At 69.6% G+C, this 22460-nt stretch carries 18 protein-coding genes; 1 reads left to right on the top strand and 17 read right to left on the bottom strand.

Going from position 1 to position 22460, the window contains the following annotated elements; genetic code table 11:
* Nucleotides 1-9 precede the first annotated feature (9 nt).
* From HLB44_RS05910 to HLB44_RS05890, 5 genes are read right to left on the bottom strand one after another with little or no spacing between them, the layout of a single operon-like run.
* A complete protein-coding gene (locus tag HLB44_RS05910) occupies nucleotides 10-1227 on the bottom strand; it encodes a TIGR04063 family PEP-CTERM/XrtA system glycosyltransferase (RefSeq protein WP_173121640.1) in 1218 nt (405 codons plus the stop codon).
* A complete protein-coding gene (locus HLB44_RS05905) occupies nucleotides 1227-3164 on the bottom strand; it encodes an XrtA/PEP-CTERM system amidotransferase (protein ID WP_173121639.1) in 1938 nt (645 codons plus the stop codon). Before HLB44_RS05905 ends, HLB44_RS05910 begins: the two co-directional genes overlap by 1 nt.
* A gap of 36 nt (nucleotides 3165-3200) precedes the next feature.
* On the bottom strand, nucleotides 3201-4115 hold the full coding sequence (locus HLB44_RS05900) for an AAC(3) family N-acetyltransferase (protein ID WP_173121638.1): 915 nt from the start codon (nucleotides 4113-4115) through the stop codon (nucleotides 3201-3203).
* 10 nt (nucleotides 4116-4125) lie between these two features.
* Complete coding sequence (locus HLB44_RS05895; RefSeq protein ID WP_173121637.1) at nucleotides 4126-4365, bottom strand: acyl carrier protein; 240 nt, start codon at nucleotides 4363-4365, stop codon at nucleotides 4126-4128.
* The gene (locus HLB44_RS05890; protein WP_173121636.1) at nucleotides 4362-6245 is read right to left on the bottom strand and encodes an HAD-IIIC family phosphatase; all 1884 of its coding nucleotides are present in this window, start codon (nucleotides 6243-6245) and stop codon (nucleotides 4362-4364) included. Before HLB44_RS05890 ends, HLB44_RS05895 begins: the two co-directional genes overlap by 4 nt.
* 189 nt (nucleotides 6246-6434) lie before the next feature.
* Here HLB44_RS05890 and HLB44_RS05885 point away from each other — a divergent pair, with 189 nt between their 5' ends.
* Complete coding sequence (locus tag HLB44_RS05885) at nucleotides 6435-7871, top strand: MaoC/PaaZ C-terminal domain-containing protein (protein WP_173121635.1); 1437 nt, start codon at nucleotides 6435-6437, stop codon at nucleotides 7869-7871.
* On the opposite strand, the gene HLB44_RS05880 is transcribed toward HLB44_RS05885, so the two are convergent.
* From HLB44_RS05880 to HLB44_RS05825, 12 genes are all read right to left on the bottom strand, one after another.
* The gene (locus HLB44_RS05880; protein WP_173121634.1) at nucleotides 7868-8977 is read right to left on the bottom strand and encodes an acyltransferase family protein; all 1110 of its coding nucleotides are present in this window, start codon (nucleotides 8975-8977) and stop codon (nucleotides 7868-7870) included. The two genes, HLB44_RS05885 and HLB44_RS05880, sit on opposite strands and share 4 nt — an antisense overlap.
* 6 nt (nucleotides 8978-8983) lie before the next feature.
* Nucleotides 8984-9973, bottom strand: a complete 990-nt coding sequence (locus tag HLB44_RS05875; protein WP_173121632.1) for a polysaccharide deacetylase family protein — start codon at nucleotides 9971-9973, stop codon at nucleotides 8984-8986.
* Complete coding sequence (locus tag HLB44_RS05870; RefSeq protein WP_173121630.1) at nucleotides 9970-11145, bottom strand: TIGR03088 family PEP-CTERM/XrtA system glycosyltransferase; 1176 nt, start codon at nucleotides 11143-11145, stop codon at nucleotides 9970-9972. The genes HLB44_RS05875 and HLB44_RS05870 overlap by 4 nt, the downstream gene beginning before the upstream one ends.
* Nucleotides 11142-12215, bottom strand: coding sequence for a hypothetical protein (locus HLB44_RS05865; protein ID WP_173121628.1), 1074 nt, complete (start codon nucleotides 12213-12215; stop codon nucleotides 11142-11144). Before HLB44_RS05865 ends, HLB44_RS05870 begins: the two co-directional genes overlap by 4 nt.
* The gene (locus tag HLB44_RS05860) at nucleotides 12215-13696 is read right to left on the bottom strand and encodes an MBOAT family O-acyltransferase (protein WP_173121626.1); all 1482 of its coding nucleotides are present in this window, start codon (nucleotides 13694-13696) and stop codon (nucleotides 12215-12217) included. Before HLB44_RS05860 ends, HLB44_RS05865 begins: the two co-directional genes overlap by 1 nt.
* A gap of 54 nt (nucleotides 13697-13750) precedes the next feature.
* Nucleotides 13751-15031, bottom strand: a complete 1281-nt coding sequence (locus HLB44_RS05855; RefSeq protein ID WP_173121624.1) for a nucleotide sugar dehydrogenase — start codon at nucleotides 15029-15031, stop codon at nucleotides 13751-13753.
* A 66-nt stretch (nucleotides 15032-15097) separates the two neighbouring features.
* Nucleotides 15098-16648: an exosortase A gene (gene xrtA, locus HLB44_RS05850; RefSeq protein WP_173121622.1), complete on the bottom strand. Its 1551-nt coding sequence runs from the start codon at nucleotides 16646-16648 to the stop codon at nucleotides 15098-15100.
* Between the two features lie 5 nt (nucleotides 16649-16653).
* Nucleotides 16654-17691 carry a FemAB family XrtA/PEP-CTERM system-associated protein gene (locus tag HLB44_RS05845; RefSeq protein ID WP_173121620.1) on the bottom strand — a complete coding sequence of 346 codons (1038 nt, stop codon included), beginning with the start codon at nucleotides 17689-17691 and terminating at the stop codon, nucleotides 16654-16656.
* An 11-nt stretch (nucleotides 17692-17702) separates the two neighbouring features.
* A complete protein-coding gene (locus HLB44_RS05840; protein ID WP_173121618.1) occupies nucleotides 17703-18584 on the bottom strand; it encodes an XrtA system polysaccharide deacetylase in 882 nt (293 codons plus the stop codon).
* A 44-nt stretch (nucleotides 18585-18628) separates the two neighbouring features.
* Nucleotides 18629-19792, bottom strand: coding sequence for a non-hydrolyzing UDP-N-acetylglucosamine 2-epimerase (gene wecB, locus HLB44_RS05835; protein ID WP_173121616.1), 1164 nt, complete (start codon nucleotides 19790-19792; stop codon nucleotides 18629-18631).
* Complete coding sequence (locus tag HLB44_RS05830) at nucleotides 19789-20892, bottom strand: XrtA/PEP-CTERM system-associated ATPase (RefSeq protein WP_173121614.1); 1104 nt, start codon at nucleotides 20890-20892, stop codon at nucleotides 19789-19791. Before HLB44_RS05830 ends, wecB begins: the two co-directional genes overlap by 4 nt.
* Nucleotides 20893-20908: 16 nt before the next feature.
* Complete coding sequence (locus HLB44_RS05825; protein WP_173121612.1) at nucleotides 20909-22402, bottom strand: TIGR03016 family PEP-CTERM system-associated outer membrane protein; 1494 nt, start codon at nucleotides 22400-22402, stop codon at nucleotides 20909-20911.
* Nucleotides 22403-22460 lie beyond the last annotated feature (58 nt).

Here is a 22460-nt window from a genome sequence, read left to right as displayed (position 1 = left end):
TTACTCTTTTCAGGTCAACGCCGGCAGGCTGCGGCCCTTGCGGGACAGCGCGCGGCCGTAGACGTCGCGGTAGCGCGCGACGCTGCTCGCCCAGGTGCGCTCGACCTCGACGAAGCGGCGCGCCTGCGCCCGGATGCGCGGCCAGTCATCGCGGCGCGCGAGCACGGCGGCGATCGAACCGGCCAGCGCGCCGGCGTCGCCGGCCTTGAACAGGAAGCCGGTCTCGCCGTCGCGGATCAGCTCGCGGTGGCCGCCGACGTCGGAGGCGACGAACATGCGCCCCTGCGCCATCGCCTCCAGCGGCTTCAGCGGCGTGACCAGCTCGGTCAGCCGGATCGGCAGCCGCGGATAGGCCAGCACGTCGATCAGCTCGTAGTAGCGCTGCACCTCGGCATGCGGCACGCGACCGGTGAAGATCACCTTGTCGGCGAGCCCCGCGGCCGCGGCCTGGGCCTTCAGCGCCGCATCCTGCGGACCGCCGCCGACCATCAGCACGCGCAGGTTGGGATGCGCCGGCAGCAGGCGCTGCACCGCGTCGATCAGCAGGTGCAGGCCCTCGTAGCCGTAGAACGAGCCGGCGAAGCCGAGCACGAGCGCACCGTCGAGGCCGAGCTTCGCGCGCAGCGACTCGTCGGCCGGGGCGCCGAACTTGAAGGTGCCGACGTCGACCGCGTTCGGGATCACGGTGATCTTGCCGTCGGCAACGCCGCGCGCGCGGATGTCGCCGCGCAGGCCTTCGCAGATCGTCGTCACCTGGTCGGCCCAGTGCAGCGCCAGCGACTCCAGCCCGCGCGAGACGCGGTAGCGCAGGCTGCCTTCGGTCGTCGTGCCGTGGTCGACCGCGGCGTCCTCCCACGAGGCGCGCATCTCGTAGACCACCGGCAGGTGATGGCGGCGCGCGACCCACAGGCTCGGCAGGGCATTGAGCACCGGCGAGTGGGCGTGGATCAGGTCCGGCTTCAGCTCGGTGATCAGTTGGTCGAGCCGGCGCGCAGTGAGCTTCATCTGCCCGACCAGCCCGATGCCGTCGCGGTTCGGCGTGCGGTGGAAGGTCCAGCCGTCGACCTGCTCCTTCAGTGCCTCGCCCGGGCCCTGCTTCGGCGAGGTCAGGTGCTCCGTCTGCCAGCCGAGCTGGCGCTGCTGCTGCAGGATCGATAACGTGCGAAAGGCGTAGCCGCTGTGCAGCGGCGCCGAGTGATCCAGCACATGGAGGATCCGGACACTCATCAGGCAGCGGCCTCCACCAGCGGCTCGACCGGCCGTTCGACGCCGGCATCGACGACGTTGCGCAGGAAGGCCTCGAACATCAGCAGCGTCCACAGCGGCGCGCTGTAGTCGCGCACGCCGCTCTGGTGGTCGTCGACCAGGCGCTTGAGGTAGTCGCGGTTGAACCAGCCGGTCTCGGCCAGCCGCGGCCCCAGCACCGCATCACGCACGCGCTGCTTCAGCGGCCCGCGGAACCAGCGTGCCAGCGGCACCGCGAAGCCCATCTTCGGCCGGTACAGGATGTCGTCCGACAGCTTCGGCTCCATCGCCTTCTTCAGCAGGTACTTGCCTTCCTGGCCGCGGATCTTCAGCGAGGTCGGCAGCGTGGCGAGCCACTCGATCAGCGGGTGGTCCATCAGCGGCTCGCGCACCTCGAGCGAATGCGCCATGCTGGCGCGGTCGACCTTGGTGTTGATGTCGCCGACCAGGTAGGTCTTGTAGTCGAGGTACTGGATCAGCGCCAGCGGATCGTCGGTGTCGGCGCGCGCGGCGTGCGCATTGAAGACTTCGAGCGCGTCGTAGCCGGCGAGATCGGCCTTGAAGCGCGGGCTGAACAGCTCGTCGCGCATCGGCCCGCGCAGGATCGACACGGAATGGAAGTAGGCCTCGACCGAGCTGCGCGCCATGCCCTCGAACGTGGTCTTGGCACGGAACACGCGCGGCGCCCAGTCGGCCTTCGGGTAGACGCGGCCGAGCAGGCCGAACAGCGGCCGCCGCACCCCTTCGGGCAGCGCCCCGCGCATGCGCTCTTCCATCAGGTGCATGCGGTAGCGGCGGTAGCCGCCGAAGGTCTCGTCGCCGCCGTCGCCCGACAGCGCCACCGTCACGCGCTTGCGCGCCAGCTGGCAGACGCGGTAGGTGGGAATCGCCGAGCTGTCGGCATACGGCTCGTCGTACAAGCGCGCCAGCGTGTCGATCAGGTCGAAGTCGTCGCTCTGCACGGTCTCGACGTGGTGCCGCGTCTTGTAGCGGTCGGCGACGATCTGCGCGAAGGCCGATTCGTTGAAGGCCGGGTCGTCGAAGGCGATCGAGCAGGTGTTGACCGGCTCGTCCGAGACGCCGGCCATCGACGCGACGACGGCGCTCGAGTCGACGCCGCCGGAGAGGAAGGCGCCGAGCGGCACCTCGGCGATCATGCGCAGCTTCACCGACTCGTCGAGGCGGTGGCGCAGTTCCTCGCAGGCGTCTTCGGCGCTGATCGTGTTGTTCAGCGTGAAGCGCACGTCCCAGTACGGCTTCGATGCCGGCATCGGCTCGCCGCGGCGCCACAGCAGCATGTGCGCCGGCGGCAGCTTCAGCGCCTGCTTGAAGACGGTGCGCGGCTCGGCAACGTAGCCGAGCGCGAAATACTCCTCGACCGCCAGCGGATCGAGCGTGCGGTCGAGCCCGCCGTGCGCGAGCACCGACTTCAGCTCCGAGCCGAAGGCCATCCAGCCGTCGTCGAGCGCCGCGTAGTACATCGGCTTGACGCCCATGCGGTCACGGGCGAGGAAGAAGCACTGCTGGTTCTTGTCCCACAGGCCGAAGGCGAACATGCCGCGCAGCTTGTCGACGCAGCGCTCGCCCCAGGCTTCCCAGGCGTGCACGATGCACTCGGTGTCGCTCTTGGTGTGGAAGACGTAGCCCAGCGCCTGCAGCTCGGCCATCAGCGACTGGTAGTTGTAGATCTCGCCGTTGAAGACGATGGCGATCGACTTGTCGGCGTTGAACAGCGGCTGCTGGCCGGTGGCGATGTCGATGATCGACAGCCGCCGGTGGCCGAGCCCGAGGCCGGGCTCGATGTGCAGGCTGCCCTCGTCGGGGCCGCGGTGGTGCTGCGAGTCGTTCATTCGCTGCAGCACGGCGCGGTCGGGGGTGCGCTGGGCGCGTGTGTCGAATAGGCCGGTGATTCCGCACATGGCTAGTTCTCGTCGGCTTAGGTGATGCGCCCCGCGTCAGCGCGCGGGGAGCGGATCGTACAGTGTGAGGCCGCGCCGCGCCGCCTCGACCAGTTGCCGAGTCAGCTCGCCCGCGCGGGTCGCGAACAATGGCACATGGTGGAACTGCCATTCGGGCAGCGCCTCGGGCGTCACGATCTTGCGCAGCTTCCAGATGTCGAAGCGGCCGTCGACGCCGCGCGCGCGCAGCTCGAACGGAAATTCGCCGTCGCGGTCGACCAGCGTCATCGGCAGCGGCACGCCGGCGCGCGAGGGCACCGGGAACTCGTCGCCCATCAGCTCCTCGACGTGGTGCGCCTGCGTCAGCACCTGGATCGGCTTGCCGATGCCGATGATGCAGGTGTCGCGCCGGGCCATGGTCTCGAACGGGCTGCCGCGGCCGGCCGGGCTCGATGCGTTCTCGTGGCCGCGCGTCAGCTCCTCGGCCAGCGGCCCGAGCGCACTGATGCGGTAGACCGGATGCCGGCTGTGCCGCACCCCGGGCATCCGCCGGAACAGCTCGGTCGCCAGCCCCATCTGCGAGGGCGTGCGCCGCAGGTCGAAGCGCGGGTTGCGCTGGAAGGTCGCGTAGGCACCGCCGTCTTCGGGCTCGCCGAAGTAGAACGCCGGCATCGCCAGCGTGCGCTCGGGCCCGCAGTAGTCGATCAGCATGCGCACCAGGTCCAGCGGCGTGTCGGTGAACATCGGCTTCATGTGGTTCACCGAGCTGTGAACCATCAGGATCTCGAAGTCGCGGCCGATGCGCTGCTCCAGGTGCTGGCGCAGCGCGGCGCAGTCGAAGGTGCCGTGCACCAGGCGCAGCAGCGGCGCGGCGCGCTGGCGCGTCGCGAGGTAGGCATTGCGCAGGCTGTCGACGCGCTCGTCGGTCAGGTAGCGCTTAGCCAGGCCGGAGGCGAACTCGAGCGGACTCACCGATGAAGGCTCACTGCACGCCGCTGCGCTGCAGGTACGACAGGATCGCCGGCACCGAGCGCAGGCCCTCGAAATCCTCGACCTCGATGTACAGGTCGAAGGTCTGCTCAAGCGCCATCATCAGGTTGACCTGGCCGAGCGAGTCCCATGCGGGCAGGTCCTCGTTGCTGGTGCTCTCGGTGATCTTGGCGGGCGGAACCTTCAGCGTGGTGGCGATGGTGGATTGCAGTCGGCCGAAGAGGCTGCTCATGCGGGAACTCCGGTCAGGCGCGGTTCGATGGAAAGGGAAGTGGCGAAGTTGACTTCGATCGGGAAGGCCGCGGCGTCGCTCGCCGGCTGGGCGTGCAGGTCGCGGCGATAGCGGCCGTCGGCCCCAAGCTCGAAGCCTTGCTCGGGCAGGAAGTGCTTCACCAGGTCATTCTTCGCCGTCGGCAGGTAGTCGGCGACGAGCTGCTGCACGCCGCGCTCGGCCAGCAGCCGCATCTGCGCATGCAGGAAGGCGGCTTCGGCCTGGCGGCCGATGACGCGGCAGGACATCAGGAAGGTGTCGAGTTCGGCCGCGCCCGCTTCGGCCATGCGCCACATCGCCAGGCCGACGATGCCGCTGTCGCCGAAGACATCGGCGAGCGAGAAGTGAAACACCAGCCACTGGTCGGATTCGAGCGCGGCACGCATCTGCTCGTCGTCGTAGCGGCGCGTCGTCAGGTTGAACTGATTGGTCTTGCGCGTCAGCTGCGCCAGCCGCACGAGGTGGCCGCGCTCATCCAAGCCGACCTGCATCTTCATCTGCAGCCGCGCCAGGTAATCACCGCCGCCGCCGGCGCCAAGCTCCTCGGCCAGCTCGCGGCGGCGCTGCTCCTGCGCGTACATCTGCGTCTTGGCCTGGTCCTCTGCCGTCAGCGACAGGACCTCGAGCCGCGCGATGCGGTCGAGGCAGCCGGGCACGTCGACGGCACGCGCGGGCACCTGCACCACCTCGACCTCGGGCAGCCGGTGGCGCACCGCGGCGCATTCGTGGTCACTGTCGTCGACGAAGATGAACGACTCGAGGCCGAGGTTCAGCTCCTTCGCCAGCGACACCAGGTTGTCGGCCTTCGGCTCCCAGTTGACGCGGCGCGCAGCGAAGTGCTCGGCCCGCAGCAGCTGGTGCGGATGGTCGCGCAGCACCTGCTCGACATCGGCCGGGTTGTTCTTGCTGCACATCGCGAGAATGAAGCCGCGCTGCTGGAAATCGAGGATGCGGCGCTGGAACTCGACATAGGCGTTGCCGGGGTAGTCGGGGCCGAGGGCGATGCCGTCGAAGCCGTCCTCGCCGACGATGCCGCCCCACAGCGTGTTGTCGGCATCGAGCACCAGCACCTTGGCCTGGCGTGCCGCCTTGAGCTCGCCGACGGCGATCACGCGCTGCGTGAACTCCATCGCCGCGGCCGCCGTGAACGGGTAGCGCGACGAGTACCAGTAGCGCCGGTCGAAGAAGTTCGCACGGCCGACCTGCAGCATGGTCTCGTCGAGGTCGAGCAGCAGCGAGGCCGGGCATTCGGCGCGCATCCACGCGGCGATCTCGACCTTCAGCGTCGACCACCAGGCGGCTTCGGACGATTCGGCGAGCGTGTCGTAGAGCCCGAGGCTGGGCGGCGCCACCGGCGGCAGCAGCGTCAGCAGCAGCTGGCCCACCGGCTGCGCGCGGAACGCCGACAGCCACTCGCGCACTTGCGCCAGGCAGGCCGCGCGCAATGCATCGCGGCGCTCGGGCGACAGGCCGACGATCGGTCGTGCGAGGTCGGGATGCAGGTCTTCGCGGCGCAGCATCAGCAGCGTCAGGTCGGGCCGGTGTGCGACCAGCGCGGAGCCGGGGCTCGCCTCCTGCAGCGCGAGGCCGTAGGGCGCGTGGTAGGTCTCGGGCGTGAAGCCGGCCATCGCGGCGTTCAGGTCGAGCCAGGGCTGCAGCAGGTCGCTGGTGTAGGTGTGCACGATGGCCAGCCGCAGCTGCTTCGGCGCCGGCTCGAGCGCGACGATGCGCTCGCGCAGGTTTTGCGCCTGCGGCAGCGTCAGCGGCGCGCGCAGCGAGGCCAGCTGGGTGCGCACCGCGGCGCGTGATTCGAGAGTCAGCAGGCGATCGATGTCTGCCATTGCACTGGCCATGGGGGTTCGGCGCTCGAACGTGAGGAAGCCGGCGATTATCCATCTCGACCATGTCAGGATTGCCCCCGCGGCCGGGCGTCCGGCGGGCCGGCGGCCGTCCATTTTTCACGGACGACGCTCTCGCATGGGCGGCCACAATCGGCGCTCCTGTTGCCGGGCGCGCCGCCCCTTCGCCCCATGAACCTGCCTCTTTCCGGATCGCCGTCGCTCGGCAGCCACTGCTTCGGTGCCGACGACCAGCGCCGCTTCGCTGCATTGAGCGGCGACGTCAACCCGATGCACATGGATCCGGTCGCCGCGCGCCGGCTGATCACCGGCCGGCCGGTGGTGCACGGCATCCACACGTTGCTGGCGGCGCTCGAACGGCTGCCGGCCGATGCGGCCGGTTCGGCCGGCGCAGCGCCGCGCATCGACTGCGACTTCCTCAACCCGGTGTGCGTCGACGATGCCGTCGATTTCACCCGGCCCGAGCACGATGGCGAGGGCCTGGCGCTGCGCGCGTCGGTGCACGGGCTGGAGTGCACGCGCATCATCCTCCGCGGCCCGGCGAGCGCCCTGCCCGCGCCGGGCGCTGCGGCGCCGGGCGTGCTCGAGGTGCCGGCGCAGCCGATCGAGCGCGCGCCCGAGTCCTGGGTCGGCCAGGTGCAGCAACTGCCGCTGCCGGCGGCCGATTTCGCCGCCGCGTTCCCGCGCAGCTGCGCGCTCTACGGCGAGCGGCGGATCGCGGCGATCGGGCTGCTGTCGAGTTACGTCGGCATGGTCTGCCCGGGGCTGCACTCGGTGTTCTCGTCGCTGGTGCTCGAGCCGGGTGACGCCGAGGCCACCGCGCTGCGCTTCCAGGTGCTGAAGTACGACCCGCGCTTCCGGCTCTTCGTGGTCGCCTTCGACGGCTGCATCCGCGGCCAGCTGAAGGCCTTCCAGCGGCCGCCGGCGCAGGTGCAGCCGGCGATGGCCGAGCTCGCACCTCGGCTCGCCGCCGATGTCTTCGCCGGCAAACGGGCCTGGGTGCTCGGCGGTTCGCGCGGGCTCGGCGAGCTGGCCGCGAAGCTGGTGGCCACCGGCGGCGGCGAGGTGGTGTTGACGCATGCCGCCGGCGCGGCCGATGCGCAGCGCGTCGCGGGCGAGATCAACGCCTCCGGCCGCGGCGGCGCCAGCACCTGCGCGCTCGATCTGCTGGCCGACGACTGGACCGCGCGGGTGGCCGACCTGCCGCTGCCGGACGTGGTCTTCTATTTCGCGACGCCGCGCATCTACCGCAAGAAGGCGGGCGTCTTCGACGCCGCGCTGTTCGACGAGTTCATGACCTTCTACGCCCGGCGCTTCGAGGCGCTGTGCATGCTGCTGGAGCAGCGCGCCGGCGAGCGCACGGTGCAGGTCTTCGTGCCGTCGACGGTCTTCATCAGCGAGCGCCCGAAAGGCATGACCGAGTACACGATGGCCAAGGCCGCCACCGAGGTGCTGGTGGCCGACCTGGCGAAGGTCCTGCGCCGCGTGCGGCCGGTCTGCGAACGGCTGCCGCGGCTGCCGACCGACCAGACCACCTCGGTGGTGCCGGTGCGCCAGGAGTCGGCGGTCGAGGTGCTGCTGCCGCTGGTGCAGCGCCTGATGAATTAGGCGCCGTCAGGCGCGGCGGCCGGGCGCCGCAGCGCCAGCGACAGCCGCTGGAACAGCCGCTGCAGCGCGCGCCGCAGCGGCAGCCGCTTCTGCTCGGTGAAGTGGCCGATGGCCCACACCGACAGCGCCGTCAGCAGCGTGACGATGACCCAGAAGCCGTGGCCCTTCGGATCGCCGCGCACGACCGCGGTCCAGAACAGCAGCAGCGGCTGGTGCAGCAGGTACAGCGTGAAGGTGTAGCCGGCCAGCACCTTGACCGGCTTCTCCAGCGGCGTGAGCAGCGGCTCGATCGTCGGCGCGACGATGCGCATGCCGGCGAAGTTGCAGAACACCAGCGCGCCGAGCAGGTAGTCGGCCGGGAAGAAGCGCGCGAAGGTCAGGTTCGTGTGCAGCGCCGTGCCGATCAGGTGCTCGAGCTGCTTGGGCCACACGTGGTACAGGTCGAGCCAGTGCATCAGCACGATGCCGGTCGACGACACGACCACCAGCGCCCACGCGAAACCGAGCGAACGCTGCTGCAGCCAGCGCCAGCGGTACAGCACGACGCCGGACCACCACACCGGCAGCAGCAGCAGCAGCTTCGGGCCGATCAGCACAGCGCAGCCGATGACCGCCGGCAGGCGCAGCGGCCGCGGCAGGAACATCGACAGCCCGAACAGCACGTAGTACCAGAACTCGAACGCGATCGACCAGTACGGCACGTTCGAGAAATAGGTGATCGAGATGAACCAGGCCTCGTTGAGCATCAGCGTACAGCCGGCGATGCGCAGCGCGAAGCGGTCCCACGGATAGGCGTACAGCTCGGGGTAGAGCACCCGCCCGGCGGCATCGAGCAGCGGCGTCAGGATGATCGCCGGGATGACCACCGAATACACGCGCGACAGCCGGCTCGCGCTGTAGTCGATCCAGGTCTTTTCCTTGGTATCGGTGGCGTAGGCGATCACCAGCCCGGACAGCACGAAGAACACCGTCACCGCGCTGTGGCCGTAGCCGCTGGCCGGCAGCTTGTCCTCGACCAGCAGCCGCATGTTCGAGTGCCACAGGTAGACCAGGCACGCGGCGACGAAGCGCACCAGGTCCAGGTAGGTCGAGAATGCGCGACCCATCGCGGCTCAGCCCAGGCGGCGCCGCAGTTGCTCGACGTGGCGCACCGCGGTGCTCCAGCCGGAGACGGTGACCCGCTGCTCGATCGGCACCACCGGCCGCACCTGCTGCGGCAGCGGCAGCGGGCCGACTTGGAACAGCTCGCGGTGCTGCTGCAGCCAGGCGCACAGCCGCTCGAAGCGGCGCACGACGATCCAGTCCGGCTCGCTCGACCCCGGCTTGAGCATCTCGAAGTTGTGCGACACGATCACGAAGTGCCGGCAGCCGGCGGCGCGCGCCGCGAGCATCGCCTGGCTCAGCTCGTCGAAGCTGCTGGCGCCGACCTGCGCCGGCCGCGCGCGGCCGAAGCCGTCGCGGAACACGGTGATCGGGTAGACGGTGACGCCGTCGATCGTGCGCTGTTCACCCGGCGCCTGCACCGCATCGATGCTGCCGCCGGTGAAGTCGGCCATCGCGTTCAAGCTGCTGTCGACCACGATGCCCTGGCGCCGCAGCGCGGCATAGGTGTCGCGGTTGGCGGCGAAGCTGCCAGCGCGGAATGCCGTCACCGGCCGGCCGGTCGAGGCCTCGAGCAGCTTGCGGCCGAAGCCGATCAGCGCCGCCTGCTCGTCCTGCGTGTACAGCGTCAGGTGCTGGCGCTTGTGCGCCGCGTCGGCGATCGGCGCCGGATCGAGCTCGTCGGTCCACTCGGCATGCAGGTGCAGCTGGATGTCCTGGCCGGCATCGGCGATCAGCTTGGTCACCGTGTCGAGGTGGCGCGCACCGAAGCGCGCCGAGAACAGCGGCTCGACGAAGAAGACGCCGGTGATGCCGTGCCGGTTCATGATCTCCAGCGTCTTCGGCAGCGCGTAGTGGCCGTGCTTCGAGCTGCCGTAGTAATAACGCTCGAAGCTCGCGGCAAAGCGGCCGTCGAGGTCGTCCCAGCCGTTGCACCAGACCTCGATGTCGAAGGTCAGGTGCACTTGCATCGGCGGCGTGTGGGTGTCGGGCACGGTCATGTCGTGGGGTGCGGGTGCGCATGCGCGGCGCGCAGCTGCTGGTCGTACAGGCCCTGGTAGCGCGCCACCATCGCCTGCAGGCTGAATTGTCCGATGGCGCGCGCCCGGCCGGCGCGCCCCATGTCGGCGGCGCGGTCCGGGTCCCCGGCCAGCGACTCGAGCGCGTCGGCAAGCGCCTTCGCATCGGCGGGCGGCACGATCAACCCGCTCGCGCCGGTGGCCACCAGCTCGGCATTGCCGCCGACAGCGGTGGCGATCACCGGCAGAGCGCTGGCCATCGCCTCGAGGATGGTGTTGGAGATGCCCTCGGCGAGCGAGGGCAGCACGAAGCAGCTCAGGGTTCGCATGATCTCGGCCACGTCGCTGCGCTCGCCGGGCAGCCAGCACAGGTCCTGCACGCCGGCAGCCGTGACGATCGCCTGCACCTCGTCGCGCAGCGGGCCGCCGCCGATCATCACCAGGCGCAGCCGCTCGCGCAACGCGGGCTGGCGCTGCAACACGTCGACGAAGGCGCGCGCCAACGCCGGCTGGGCCTTGACCTGCTGCATGCGGCCGACGGTGCCGACCAGCCAGTGCCGCTGCGGATCGAAAGGGCAGCCGTCGATCGCCGGCCTCGCGCCGTCGGCCGGCCGGAAGCGCTGCGTGTCGACGCCGTTGTAGACCTGGCTCATAGCCCGCGGCCCGACGTGCACCTTCGCCGCCAGGTAACCCGCGAGATCGTTGGACAGCGCGACGTAGTGCGTGACCCACGGCTTGTAGGCGCGCCGCAACCACTGGTACTTGCGGCTCGACCCGTCGAGGTCCTCGACGTCGCGGCCGTGCTCGCCGTGCAGGCGCACCGGCACGCCGGCCAACCAGGCCGGCAGCACGCACTCCAGCGCCGCCAGGTTGCGGGTGTGCACGATCGCCGGCTGCAGCTCGCGGAACAGGCGCGTCAGGCGCGGGTAGAGCTTCAGCGCATGCCCGGGCGGCTTGTTCAGCGCGATGAACTGCACGTCGTCGCGCTTGACGCGCTGGCGGAAGTCGGTGACCTCGGTCAGCGCGATGACGGCATGCCGGTAGGCGTCGGCCGGCATGTGGTTGATCAGGTTGACGAGGCCGTTCTCCAGCCCGCCGGTGTCGAAGCGGTAGACGACGTGCGCCACCAGCGGGCGTTCGTCCACTCGGCTCATCGCAGCGCCCGGGCGCCCGCGCCCATCATCAGCTGCAGGCCGAGCGCGTTCAGGTGGCGGTCGTAGGGCCCGACCTCGATCGACAGCTCCGAGGCTGCCCAGTGGGCGCGGTAGACGTCCTCGGCATCGATCACCTGCGCGCCTTCGGCGCGCGCCAGCTCGAGAAAACGGTCGCGCTCGCGCAGGATGTCGGTGCCGGCCTCGCGCGGCGCGGCCAGTGCGGCGCGGCCGCGGCGGCCGTCGACCATCAGCACCAGCCGGCCGGTGGCGTAGGGGCGCACGCGCTCGAAGAACGCCTTGGTGACGGCGCGCACCATCTCCTCGCGCACGGGCGTCGGCGCGGCGGCCGGCAGCGCCGCGGCGCCGGCCACGCCGGGCTCGGGCACGTCCTCCGGGCTCGGCGGCGCCGCCGATGCGAGCGCCTGGCGCCACAGGCGTCGACCATCGAGCTTGATCTGCGACAGCAGGTACTGCAGCAGCGCGGAGTGCCGCAGCACGCGCTTGAGCGCCGTCGGCGCGGCACGCAGCTGCTGCTGCGGCTGCAGCGTGCGCGCATCCAGGCAGGGCCCGTGCACGTTGCCGGAGCCGCACAGCGCCTGGCCGACATCGCCCGCTTCCATCAACACGACGAAATCGCGCACGCCCAGGCGCTCGCTCGCGAAACGGATGCGCTCGGCGTAATCGAGCAGCGACGATCCGGGTATCGCCAGCGAGTACACCGGCCGACCATCGGCCGCGGCGCGCGCGAACTGCGCCGCCGAGCGGTCGGACTCGTCGAGCATCGAGGCCTCGACGAAGCTGTCGCCGATCAGCGCGACCGCATTGCTGCCCGGTTGGTAGTCGACCGTGCTCGCGAAGCCGAAGTTGTTGGCCTGCAGCCGCTGCGGATTGCGCAGGTCCCAGCCGGTCGCCACCTGCCAGCGGTGCCCCGGCGGGTAGGTCAGGATCAGCGGATCGACGTGGTAGCCGAACTCGGTCGCGGTCGAGACCGGCAGCAGGCGCAGCAGCACCTCGGCGGCACCCAGCAGCAGCAGCGCACCGGCAGCGGCGAGAGCGAGGCGGCGCAGCATCAGAAGTTGAAGTAGATGAAGGCGCTGACGGAGTCGCGCGCGACGTTGACGAGCAGCAGCAGCGTCGTCGCGGCGAGCGCGGCGCCGGCCAGCATCGGGCGCCACGCCGCCGGCTTCTCGAGCTCAGCCAGCAGGCGCTCGCCGATGCGGTTGCTGTTCGGCGCCCACAGCGCGACGGCGCCGAGCGCCAGGCACCACCAGGCGCCGGCCGAGGCATGCAAGCCGGCCTGCCAGAGCTGGACCGGCGTGGCCGATGTCGCGCCGAAACCGGCCATCGCCTGCAGCATGCGCAGCGCGCCGCCGAGCGTCTCGGCACGGAAGAAGACCCAGGCCAGCACGACCACCAGCAGCGTCAGCAGCCAGCTCGCACTGCGGTACAGCCATTGCCGCTCGAGGCTTGCATGCGCCGCGCCGAGCAGCGCGCGGAAGCCGTGGTTCAGCGCCAGGTACAGCCCATGCAGTCCGCCCCAGATCACGAAAGTCCAGCCGGCGCCGTGCCAGAGCCCGCCGAGCAGCATCGTGGTCGCCAGGTTCAGGTAGCGCCGCGCCGGGCCGTGCCGGTTGCCGCCGAGCGGGATGTAGAGGTAGTCGCGCAGGAAGGTCGACAGCGAGATGTGCCAGCGGCGCCAGAAGTCCGAGATGCTGCGCGCCTGGTACGGCGAATCGAAGTTGAACGGCAGCCGGATGTTGAACAGCCACGACAGCCCGATCGCCATGTCGGAGTAGCCCGAGAAATCGAAGTAGATCTGCAGCGTGTACGCCAGCGCGCCGAGCCAGGCCTCGCCCATGCCGGGCAGCGCGCCGCCATCGGCGGGGCGGAACACCGCGTCGGCGTACGGCGCGACGCCGTCGGCCAGCACGACCTTCTTCAGCAGGCCGATCGCGAAGATCGCCAGGCCGCCGATCAGCCGATCGGCGCGCGGCCGGTAGATCGCCGGGTCGGCGAACTGCGGCATCATCTGCGCGTGGTGCAGCACCGGCCCCGCGATCAGGTGCGGGAAGTAGGTGACGAACAGGCCGTAGTGCACCGGGTTCGCCTCGTCGACCTTGCCTTCGTAGGCGTCGACCAGGAACGCGATCTGCGTGAAGCTGTAGAACGAGATGCCGATCGGCAGGATCACCCGGGTCCACGACAGCTGCGCCCCGAACAGCGCGTGCAGGTTGTCGACGAAGAAGTTGGCGTACTTGAAGTAGCCCAGCAAGCCGAGGTTGAAAACCAGGCCCAGCACCAGCCAGCGCTTGGCATCGGCCTGCGCCCCGCCGCGCACGCGCTGCGCGATGTGGCGGCCGGTGACGAAGTTGATGCCGATCGACGCCAGCAGCAGCAGCGTGAACACCGGCATCCAGTAGCCGTAGAAGAACAGCGACGCCAGGAACAGCCAGCCAGCCGCCGCCGCGTGCGAGCGGCGGCCGAGCACGAAGAAGCCCGCCAGCGTGACGGGCAGGAACAGCAGCAGGAAGGCCGCCGTCGTGAAGAGCATGAGCCGGACTGCCGGTTGCGCTATGCCGGCCGCTGGGAGCGGCCGGCGCCGGGTTTACAGGCGCCAGACGCGGTAGCCCGCGCCCTGCAGCATCGGCGCGTCGAACGCCGCCTTGACGTCGATGAACGCGCCGCCCTTGACCAGCTTCTTGCCGAAGTCCTCGGCCGTCAGCGTGGCGAATTCCTGGTGCGCGACCGCGGCGACGATCGCATCGGCCCGCGGCAGGTCGTCCCACGACACCAGCGGCACGCCGTACTCGTGCACCGCCTCTTCGCTGGTCGCCTGCGGGTCGGTGACGAAGACCTCGACGCCGTAGGACTTCAGCTCGTTGATGATGTCGATGACCTTCGAATTGCGCAGGTCGCCGCAGTTTTCCTTGAAGGTCAGGCCGAGCACGTTGACCTTCGCGCCCTTGATGTACGAGCCGGCGGCGATCATGTGCTTGATCGTCTGCTCGGCAATGAACTTGCCCATCGAGTCGTTGATGCGGCGGCCGGCCAGGATCACCTGCGGGTGGTAGCCGAGCATGTCGGCCTTGTGCGTCAGGTAGTACGGGTCGACGCCGATGCAATGGCCGCCGACCAGGCCCGGCTTGAACTTCAGGAAGTTCCACTTCGTGCCGGCGGCGGTCAGCACCTCGGTGGTGTCGATGCCGATCTTGTCGAAGATGATCGCCAGCTCGTTCATCAGCGCGATGTTCAGGTCGCGCTGGGTGTTCTCGATCACCTTCGCGGCCTCGGCGGCCTTGATCGACGACGCGCGGTGCACGCCCGGCTCGATGATCTTCTCGTAGACCTTGGCCACCTTGTCGAGCGTCTCGGGCGTGTCGCCGGAAACGATCTTCAGGATCTTGGTCAGCGTGTGTTCCTTGTCGCCCGGGTTGATGCGCTCGGGCGAGTAGCCGACGAAGAAGTCCTGCTTCCACTTCAGGCCCGACTCACGCTCCAGCACCGGGATGCAGACCTCTTCGGTCGCGCCGGGATAGACGGTGGATTCGTAGACGACGATCGCGCCCTTCTTCATGTGCCGGCCGACGCTGGTCGACGAGCCGATCAGCGGCTTGAAATCGGGGATGTGGGCTTCGTCGACCGGCGTCGGCACGGCGACGATGATCACGTCGGCCTCGCCGAGCATCGCCGGATCGGCGGTGTAGACCGCGTGCGTCGCCGCGGCCAGCTCCTCATCGGGCAGCTCGCGCGAGGGATCGACACCACGCTGGCACGACTCGACCTTGGTTCTAGCGATGTCGAAGCCGATCGTGCGCATCTGCTTGCCGAAGGCCACGACCAGCGGCAGGCCGACATAGCCCAAGCCGATGACTGCCAAAGTGTTCATTTCCGATCCCTCTTGAAATTGGTGACTGCGATGTGCGTGAAATCCGCAATTGTCGGCTGATGCGGGTCAGCGCCGGTCGCGCGCCGCCTGCAGGGCGCGCTCGATCGTGTCCAGGTTGGCGCCGAGAAAGCCGCGCAGCGCCGCCTCGGCCGGCTGGCCCGGCCGGTCGGCCGCGTAGATCACGATGGCCGCCGATTCGTCGCCCTGCCCGCGCAGCCGCTGCCACGCGCTCAGCAGCTTGGCGCGTACGTCGCGGGCCGTCAGCTCGCCATTGATCCAGTACAGCTGCCAGACCAGCATCCGCGCATGCTCGCGCGTGCTCATCGGCGACATCAACGCCGTCTGCCGCACCTCGACCGTGCGCGCGCCAAGCGCCACCGGCTTCAGCTGCGTGTGGACGGCATTCCAGTCCCGATCGCTCGAGGCGACGAGCACATTGCTCGAGCTGACGAGCTTGCGCTGGTCGTCCTGGCCGCGGTAGTAGGCCAGGTACAGGTCGACGGCGACGCCGGCATCGTTGTGCCAGCGCGCGCGCTGCTCGGCCGACGGCGCCCGGAAGGCCGGCCGCCAGCCCTTGTCGTCGGCCACTGCCGCGCTCTGCCACCCTGCCGCGGCCGGCTCGGTCAGCACCAGCTGCACCGGCCCCGACGCGTCGCGCGCCTCGATGCGCTTGATCGCCGCATGCGGCAGCAGCGCCAGCAGCACCGCGGCGGCGACCGCGGCCCAGCTCTGCCAGGCGGCGCCGGCACGCTCCAGCGGGGTGGCCGCCGGCGGCGGCAGGGCTTCGGCCGGGGCTTCGGCCCAGCGCGCGCCGATCACGAACAGGATCGTGATCACGACGCCGAAGAAGACCCAGCCGTAGATCAGGTGGTCGGCGCCGACGGCGATCTGGTTGCCGGACAGGTGGCCGAGCATCACGATCATGTAGGCGCGCAGCCAGTTGGCGACGATCGGCACCAGCAGCGAGACCAGCGCGAAGATCCAGCGCCGCTTCGCCGAGCGGTAGTTCAGGTAGGCGAACAGGCTGCCGACCATGAACGAGGCCATCAGGTAGCGCACGCCGCTGCAGGCTTCCACCACCGACCAGCTGCCCGACGGGATGATGAACTGCAGGCCCTCGCGGTACACCGGCACGCCCGACAGGCGCAGCGCGGCGACGGTGAAATCTGCCGTCCATTGCATCAGCACCGGCAGCAGGAACTCGCCGATCGGCACCGCGAAGAAGAGATAGGCGAGCGGAAAGAGGATCACCGCCGCGACGCGCGTGCCCAGCACCAGCGGCACCACCAGCACGAGCATCGCCGTGGCAGCGAACTGCGTCGCGGCATTGACCGCCACCAGCTCGCCGAGCAACCAGAGCAGCGCCATCGCGGCAAACGGCAGCAGCCACCACAGCGACGGCCGCGGCAGGTGCAGCGCCAGCTCGGCGCGCTTGCGCCACGCCAGCCACAGCGCGATCGGCGGCACGACGAAGGCGTGCGCGAAGGTGTCCGAGCGCGACCAGATGCCGACCATTGCCGTCAGCGCGCCGGCGTAGATGAAGCCGAGCGCGATCCACAGCAGGCCGAGCGCCGGCAGGGCCGTGCGCCACGGGCCGGCGGGAGAGGCGATGGCCAATGCCGTCATCCCAGGCTGCGCACGATGAACGGGCCGAGCCAGTTCGCGAAGCCCAGCGGCAGCCGCCGCCAGGTCTCGATCAGCAGCTTGAACTTGGCGTTGTTCGGATTGTTCTGCGGCACGCTGTCACGCTGGTACAGGCAGTACTCGTAGTGCAGCGGCTGCGGCTCGAAGCCCCAGTTCTTCTTGAACGAGTAGGAGCCGGTGCCCTGTTTGCTGCGGCCGTAGTCGAAAACCTTCAGGCCCTTGCCGCAAGCGCGGCGCATCAGTTCCCAGTACTTGAAGTCGTTGCCGGCCAGGTCGCGCGCGGCGGTGTCGTCGCCGGCGTAGTACGGCAGCACCTCGTCGCGGAAGTAGAAGCTCAGCACGCTGGAGACCGGCTTGCCGTCGGGCGCGCTGACGGTCAGGACCTCGCAGTCGTCCTTGAACTCGTCGCGCAATGCCTGGAAGTAGCGCTTGGGCATCGCCGGCGTACCGTGGCGGTGCACGTTGTCGGCATACAGCGCGAAGAAGCGCTCGACGCCGGGATCGACCGCGCTCGTCAGCCCGTTCTTGATGCCCTTGCGCACCATCGCGCGCTGCTTGCGCGGGATCGCCAGCATGTTGGCTTCCTCGTCGGGCAGCAGCTCCTTGCGGAAGGTGACGTACAGGTCCTGCAGCGGCCAGTCCTGGTGGCGCCGCTGGACGTTGCGCATCTCCAGGTGCGGCACGCGCAGGCGCCGCGCCAGCTCCTGGGCATGGCTTTCGAGCGCCAGCGCAGTGGCTTCGTCGCGCGCAGCGGCGCCGCCGTAGACGGCGAACGGCAGCGAGGTCAATGCGCTGCCGAAGAGCCAGCTCCTGACGTGCGCCAGCGGCAGCACGCCGGTGATCCGGCCGCCGTCTTCGGCGAACAGGAAATGCGTGTCGTGGCGAAAGACGTCGCCGAGCACACGCTGCCAGCCGGCGCGGTGGAAGAAGGTGGCGCCGGGGCAATCGTGGACGAAAGCGTCCCAGCGGGCGGCGGCCGCGCTGTCGCGCACCGCAAGGCGATGGATCGTCGGCATGGCCGGCGCGCCTAGATGATGACCGGCGCCGCGCCCTGCGGCAGCGCCGCCGGGACCGTCGTGCGGCCGAGGAAGATGTCGTCCATCCGGCCCCAGCGGAAGTCGGCCAGCAGCGCCTGCAGCCGACTGTCCATGCGCGGGATGTTGACGTAGTGCCGGAAGCGCGTCTTCAGGTCGATGCCCTCGATGCGTGGTTGACCGGCATCGATCTCCCACGGGTGGAAATAGAAGATCGCCGGCTCCTGGTCGACCGCGTTGACCTGCTGCAGCATCCAGCGCGACAGCGCGTACGGCAGCAGCCGGAAGTAGCCGCCGCCGGAGGACGGGAAGTTGCGCCGCAGCACGCGCAGCGTCGTCACCGGAATCTCGAGCAGGCGCTCGTTGACGCGGTAGGCGAAACGCGGCGAATCGGGCATGCCGTAATGGTCGTGCGCGATCGGGTAGATGCTGGAGCTGTAGCGGTAGCCGGCGCGCGCCAGGCAATCGAAGGCCCACAGGTTGCCGGCGCCGATCGAAAAGCTCGGCGCGCGGTAGCCCTTGACTTCGACGCCACCCAGGTCCTCGAGCAGGGCCTTCGCGCGCTTGACGTCGTCGAGGAAGGCGGCTTCGTCGAGGTCGCTGGCGCGCTCGTGGCCGTAGCCGTGGCTGGCCAGCTCATGGCCGCGCGCAACGATCTCGCGCACCAGCTGCGGGTAGCGCTCGGCAATCCAGCCGAGCGTGAAGAAGGTGGCCTTGGCCTGCTGCGCATCGAGCAGCTCGAGGATGCGCATCACGTTGCGCTCGACGCGGCACTCGCGCGTGTCCCACTCGCCACGGGCGATGTAGGGCGCGAACGCCGAGACCTGGAAGTAGTCCTCGACGTCGATCGTCAGGGCGTTGGTGATGGTGGTCATATCAGGGATAGCTCGGCCGCAGTGTCCGGCCTCGACGCGACGGGCTAGTGACCGCCGGCTTGCAGCCAGGGCCACAGGTCGGCCGCGATGCGCTCGGCCGCATGACCATCCCAGTATTCCGGCACTCGGCCGCGTTTGCCACGGCCTTCGAGAATGTCGGCGACGCCAGCGAGAATTGCTGCACGCTCGCGGCCGACCATCGTGTTGGTGCCTTGCTCGACGGTGATCGGGCGCTCGGTGTTCTCGCGCATCGTGAGGCACGGCACGCCCAGGGCGGTGGTCTCTTCCTGCAGGCCGCCGGAGTCGGTCAGCACCAGCGCCGCGCCGCCCATCAGCCCGACCATCTCGAGGTAGCCCTGCGGCGGCAGCACCGCGACCCGGGCCGGATCGAGCAGGCCGCCGAGGCCGAAGCGCTCGATGTTCGAACGGGTGCGCGGGTGCATCGCGAAGACCAGCGGCAGGTCGCGCGCGACCATCGCCAGCGTCTCGAGCAGGCCGCGCAGCGTGACCGCATCGTCGACGTTCGACGGCCGGTGCATCGTCACGACGCCGTAACCCTTCGGATGCTGCAGCAGCGCGGCATCGAGCCCGTGCTGTCGCAGCGTGTCGGCCGCGCTGCGCGCACGCTCGCGGCTGTCGAGCAGCGAGTCGATCATCACGTTGCCGGCGAAGCAGACGCGCTCAGGCGCGACACCTTCGCGCAGCAGGTTGTCGGCGGCGCTGCGCTCGGTGGTGTAGAGCCGGTCGGCGACCTGGTCGGTCAGCACGCGGTTGATCTCTTCGGGCATCTTGCGGTCGTAGCTGCGCAGGCCGGCTTCGACATGCGCCACCGGCACATTGCGCTTGACGGCCACCAGCGTGCAGGCGAGCGTCGAATTGACATCGCCGACGACCAGCACACAGCTCGGCTTGTGCTCGTCGATCACCGGCTCGAAGCGGCGCATCACCTCGGCGGTCTGCACCGCATGGCTGCCCGAGCCGACCTCCAGGTTGATGTCCGGCTGCGGCAGCCGCAGGTCGATGAACAGCTGGTGGCTCATGCCGTGGTCGTAGTGCTGCCCGGTGTGCACCAGCAGCGCGGGAATTGGCGGCTCGTGCGCGGCCAGCGCGCGCAGGATCGGCGCCATCTTCATGAAGTTGGGGCGCGCGCCGACGACGCAGATCACCGGGCCGATCGAAGCGGGGGCGGGAGAGGCTGGGGAGGTCATGATTTCTTGGGGTCGCTGCCGGGCTTGGCCAGTGCAGCGACCAGTTGCTGCAGCATCGACAGGATCTGCAGGTTCGTGCGTTCGAGGCGCAGCATGCCGCGCTCCAGGCGCTGCAGCTGGTCGCCGCGCTGCTCGGCGGTCAGGCTGGCGAGCTGGCGCGTCATCGCGCTGGCGGCTTCGGGGTCGAGCTTGAGCTGCGACAAGTCGACGTCGAGCTCCATCACTTCGCTGGAGGCGCCGGGCTGGCCGGGAGCGCGCACCGCCGGCACCGCGGGCGCCGCCGGCAGTGCGGACTCCTGCGCGATGTCGCGCATCACCTCGTCGACGTCGGCTTTCGCCAGGTGCGCCTTGCCGGCCAGGAAGCCCAGCAGCAGCAGCCGGTCGCAGACCGAGTTGATGCGGCGCGGGATGCCGTTGCTGGCCAGGTGGATCGCGGTGAAGGCGTCGGGCTCGAAGCTCGGCTGGCCGGTCGAGCCGGCGCACTTGAGCCGGTGCTCGATGTAGTGCTGCGTCTCCTCGGCATCGAGCGGGCCGATGTGGCAGGTGGCCGCCACGCGCTGGCGGAACTGCTCCATCTCGGGCCGCTGCAGGATCTCGCGAAACTCGGGCTGGCCGACCAGGAAGCTCTGCATCAGCGCCTGGTTGCCGAACTGGAAGTTCGACAGCATGCGCAGCTCCTCGACCGCGCGCGGCGTCAGGTTCTGCGCCTCGTCGACGATCAGCAGGCAGCGCTTGCCCTTGCTGGTCTGGCTGATCAGGAAGGCTTCGAGCGTGATCAACAGCTCCGACTTCGGCACGTCCTTGACGCGGAAGCCGAACGCCGCGCCGACCATGCGCAGCGTGTCCTCGGCGCCGAGCTGCGTGGTCACGAGGTGACCGACGATGACGTTGCTGCCGTGCAGGCCGTCGATCAGCGCGCGCAGCAGCGTGGTCTTGCCGGCGCCGATCTCGCCGGTGATGACGATGAAGCCTTCGTTGCGCGAGACGCCGTAGTCGAGGTAAGCCTTGGCGCGCCGATGCTGCTTGCTGCCGAAATAGAAGCTCGGATCCGGGTTGAGCTGGAAGGGCTTGTTGGCGAGCCCGTAGAACGCTTCGTACATGGCGGGGCGTCCTGCGTTAGAACCGAACGCCGAGCGTGGCGAACACGGCATTCTCGTTGTAGGGGTTCAGCGCGGTGTCGAACTCGACATGGCGCGCGCCGAGCGCGAGGTTGCTGTGCGGGCCCAGGCGGGTGGTCCAGTTCAGCGACGCCGAGGACAACTCGTTGTTGCGCGCCTGCGAAGCACCGCGGTTGCGCTGCCAGGTCAGCGTCAGGCTGATGCCGCTGGCCGGCGTCAGCCGGTGGCTGAGCGTCAGCAAGGCGCCGTGCTGGCGCACCGCCGGGTCGGTCGACAGGTCGTCGATCGCGCTGGACCTGCCGTCGACACGGCGGGTGTCGCTGCGGTACATCGTCAACAGCGCGCTGCTGCGGATGCCCTGGTAGCCGAAGGCAAGCTCCTGCCGGCTGACCAGGGTGACCGCCGAGTTCAGGAACGCCGAGGTGACCACCGCGGAAGCGGGAATGCCCTCTTGCTCCATCACTCGCAACACCGCATCCCGGCGCGCCACCGGATCGGGCACCCTGCTGGCAAGCATGTCGAACAGCAGCTGGTACACGTCGTGCAGCAGCGTGCTGACCTGGTTCGGCTGCGCGCTCTGAAGATCGCGCGAGCTGGTGAATCGCCACGTCGTGCGCGGCTCGCGATGCGTGAAGCTGATGCTGTGCGCTTCGCCGAAGAAGCGATGATCGCGCGTCGCCGCCAGCTGCGTGCGCGGACTCGGCACCCACTGCAGGCCCACGCCCCAGGTGGTGTTGTTCCTCGTGCCGAGCGTCGTGATGTCGTTCTCTTCGCGCCCGGCGTTGGCCGAGAAGCGCCAGCTCGGATCGGGCTGGTAGGTCAGGCCGACGAGTGCGCGGCTGTCATGGGTGTTCGACCCGTCCTTGTACTTGTAGCTGCCGCGGGTGACGCTGGCGTTCCAGCCCAGGCGCACGCCCGGGCGCGCGCCGACCGACAGCGTATCGGTCCGCGTCGTCAGGTCGCCGCGGTTGCTGCCTTCGCTGGATTGCTTGGTGAAATTGACGCGCGCGTCGAAGACCGCGTTGTCGCCGATGCGGCCGCGCAGCGACGGCGTCAACGACAGGCTGCGCACCTCGGTGCTGTTCTCGTTGTCCAGCGGCCGGCCGACATCCTGGGTGCCGAAAGCGGAGATCGCCTGGCGCCCGATGGACGCGCTGCCGTCGAGATAGAACAGCTCATCGATCAGCACGGCGCTCAGCGTGCTTCGCAGCGACTGTCCGACCTTGTCGGCCTTGGTCTCGCGCGCGTGCACGGTGCCGGTCAGCTGGTAGTCGAGTACGCCGCTGACACGGTCGGCGCGCAGCGTCGCGGCGACGCCGGCGGTCAGCTGCGTGATCGCCTCGGTGCGCTTGTCGCTGTCGCGCAGCAGCGCGTTGTCGGTCAGCGTCTCGGTGATCGATGCGCTGGGCTGGACCGTCAGCGGGCGTCCGCGCTGCGACTGCTGCAGTTGCGCCGCTTCCTGTGCCTGGCCGCCTGCGGCGGCCAGCAGCAAGGCCAGCGGCCACAGGGGCCGACTCGGCAGGCAGGCACGATCGCGTTCTCCAGACCCT

Source organism: Pseudaquabacterium terrae, assembly GCF_013266755.1.
Classification (GTDB): Bacteria; Pseudomonadota; Gammaproteobacteria; order Burkholderiales; family Burkholderiaceae_C; genus Pseudaquabacterium; species Pseudaquabacterium terrae.
The sequence above is the reverse complement of the archived record's forward strand: the minus strand, read 5'-3'. Positions and strand labels throughout refer to the sequence as shown.